The organism is Bradyrhizobium sp. CCBAU 11386, from assembly GCF_028128955.1.
In the GTDB taxonomy this organism is placed as follows: Bacteria; Pseudomonadota; Alphaproteobacteria; order Rhizobiales; family Xanthobacteraceae; genus Bradyrhizobium.
Map to the genome: position 1 here is coordinate 1 of NZ_LBKA01000117.1, position 2290 is coordinate 2290.

Consider the following 2290-nt stretch of genomic DNA (forward strand, 5'->3'; position numbering starts at 1 on the left):
GCCAAGGCGTCGTTCAGCACCTCGACCGCTTACCGGATCGAGAAGGATCGACGCCTTCCGTCGCAGAAGAAGGCTCACCGCGGCCGTCGCCGGCCAGATCCCTTGGCCCGCGTATTTGAGACAGATATCGTGCCGATGCTGAAGGCCGCCCCCGGTGTGCGGCCGGTCACGATCTTCGAGGAGTTGCTCCGACGCCATCCCGAGCTCGGCGCCGGCATCCGTCGCACGCTGGAGCGCCGGATCCGGGCCTGGCGGGCGATCCACGGCGAGGAGCAGGAGGTCATCTTCCGCCAGACCCACGAACCCGGTCAGCGCGGCCTGTCCGACTTCACCGACATGGGCGAATTGGGTGTCACGATCGCGGGCGTACCGCTCGACCATCGTCTCTATCACTTCCGGCTGGCCTATTCCGGGTTTGAGCACGCCCATGTCGTGCTCGGCGGTGAGAGCTTCGTCGCTCTGGCCGAAGGCCTGCAGAATGCCTTGTGGTCACTCGGTGGGGCGCCACGGGAGCATCGCACCGACAGCCTGTCGGCCGCCTTTTGCAATCTCGACCGCGACGCCAAAGACGATCTGACGCGGCGATACGAAGACCTCTGTGCCCATTACGGCATGCGGCCTTCCCGCAACAATCGTGGCATCGCCCACGAGAACGGGGCGATCGAGAGTTCGCATGGTCATCTCAAGCGAGCGATCGGCGACGCGCTGTTGCTGCGTGGCACCGCCGACTTCGACGATCTGGCTGCCTATCGTGGCTTCATCGATGAGATCGCCAGCCGCCGCAATGCCCGCAACGCCAAGCGGATCGACAGTGAACGTAGCGCACTTCAGGATCTGCCGGACCGCCGCACGTCGGACTATGAAGAGGTGATCGTCCACGTGACGTCGTCCGGCGGCTTCACCTTGCGCAAGGTGTTCTACACGGTGCCGTCGCGCTTGATCGGCCATCGGCTGCGGGTGCGCCTGTATGACGATCACCTCGACGTGTTTGTCGGCGGCACGCATCTCCTCACCTTGCCGCGCGGGCGGCCGCATCCCAATGGCAAGCACGATCAGGTCGTCGATTATCGGCACGTGATCCATTCCTTGCGGCGAAAGCCGATGGCGCTCCTCAACCTGGTCTACCGCGACCAGCTGTTCCCCCGGGAAGCTTACCGCCGAGCCTTCGACGTCTTGCGCAAACGCTTACCGGACAAGAAGGCCTGCCGGATCATGGTCGATCTCCTCGCACTCGCCCATGAGCGCGGTTGCGAGGCCGAACTCGCCAATCAGCTCACGGCCGACCTGAACGACGGCCGGCTGCCCGACCTCAACCGGCTACGTACTCACTTCGCCCCGGATCCCGCCCAGGTGCCGAACGTCGTGGTACGCCTCGCACCGCTCGCCACCTATGAATGCCTCATCGGTACCGCCGAGATCGGAGGCGCCGCATGAGCACAACCAACGTAGTCGACACCGCGCGCCTCAATCTGTTGCTCAACGAGCTGCGGCTGCCCGCCATCAAGGCGCTGTGGCCGCAATTTGCCGAGCAATCCGATAAAGAAGGCTGGCCGGCGGCGCGCTTCCTCGCCACCATTGCCGAGCACGAGATCGCTGAGCGCGGCCGCCGCCGCATCGAGCGCCATCTCGTCGAGGCGCGGCTGCCTACCGGAAAGACCTTTGACAGCTTCGACTTCGAGGCCGTGCCGATGATCTCCAAGGCGCAAATGACCGCACTCGCCGCCGGCGACGGCTGGCTCGGCAAGGGCGCCAATCTGCTGCTGTTTGGTCCGCCCGGTGGAGGCAAGAGCCACTTGGCGGCAGCAATCGGCTTGGCCCTCATCGAGAACGGATGGCGCGTCCTGTTCACCCGCACCACCGATCTCGTGCAGAAGCTCCAGGTGGCTCGCCGCGAGCTCAACCTCGAGGGCGCCATCAACCGCCTCGATCGCTTCGATCTCGTCATCTTGGACGATCTTGCCTATGTCACCAAGGACCAGGCCGAGACCAGTGTGCTGTTCGAGCTCATCAGCGCACGCTACGAGCGACGCTCTTTGCTGATCACCGCCAATCAGCCCTTTGGAGAATGGAACAAGGTCTTTCCGGACCCAGCTATGACCCTCGCGGCGATCGATCGCCTTGTTCACCACGCCACCATCGTCGAGATGAACGTCGAGAGCTATCGCAGGCGGACTGCCCTCGAGCGAAAGCGTGGTCCAGGGCGGCCACCGGAGCACGCGACACAAAAAACGCTCGCTTGATTGACGCTCCGCGACAATCAAAGCAAACAAAACTCTTGCGCGCGACAATC

2 protein-coding genes are annotated in these 2290 nt (G+C 64.0%); both read left to right on the plus strand.

What is annotated here, in order from left to right:
- The coding region (gene istA, locus XI09_RS08750) for an IS21-like element ISBj11 family transposase (RefSeq protein ID WP_271566483.1) at window positions 1–1434 on the plus strand (1434 nt) is incomplete at its 5' end.
- Window positions 1431–2240, plus strand: a complete 810-nt coding sequence (istB, locus tag XI09_RS08755) for an IS21-like element ISBj11 family helper ATPase IstB (RefSeq protein WP_018270204.1) — start codon at window positions 1431–1433, stop codon at window positions 2238–2240. The genes istA and istB, both read left to right, overlap by 4 nt.
- Window positions 2241–2290 lie beyond the last annotated feature (50 nt).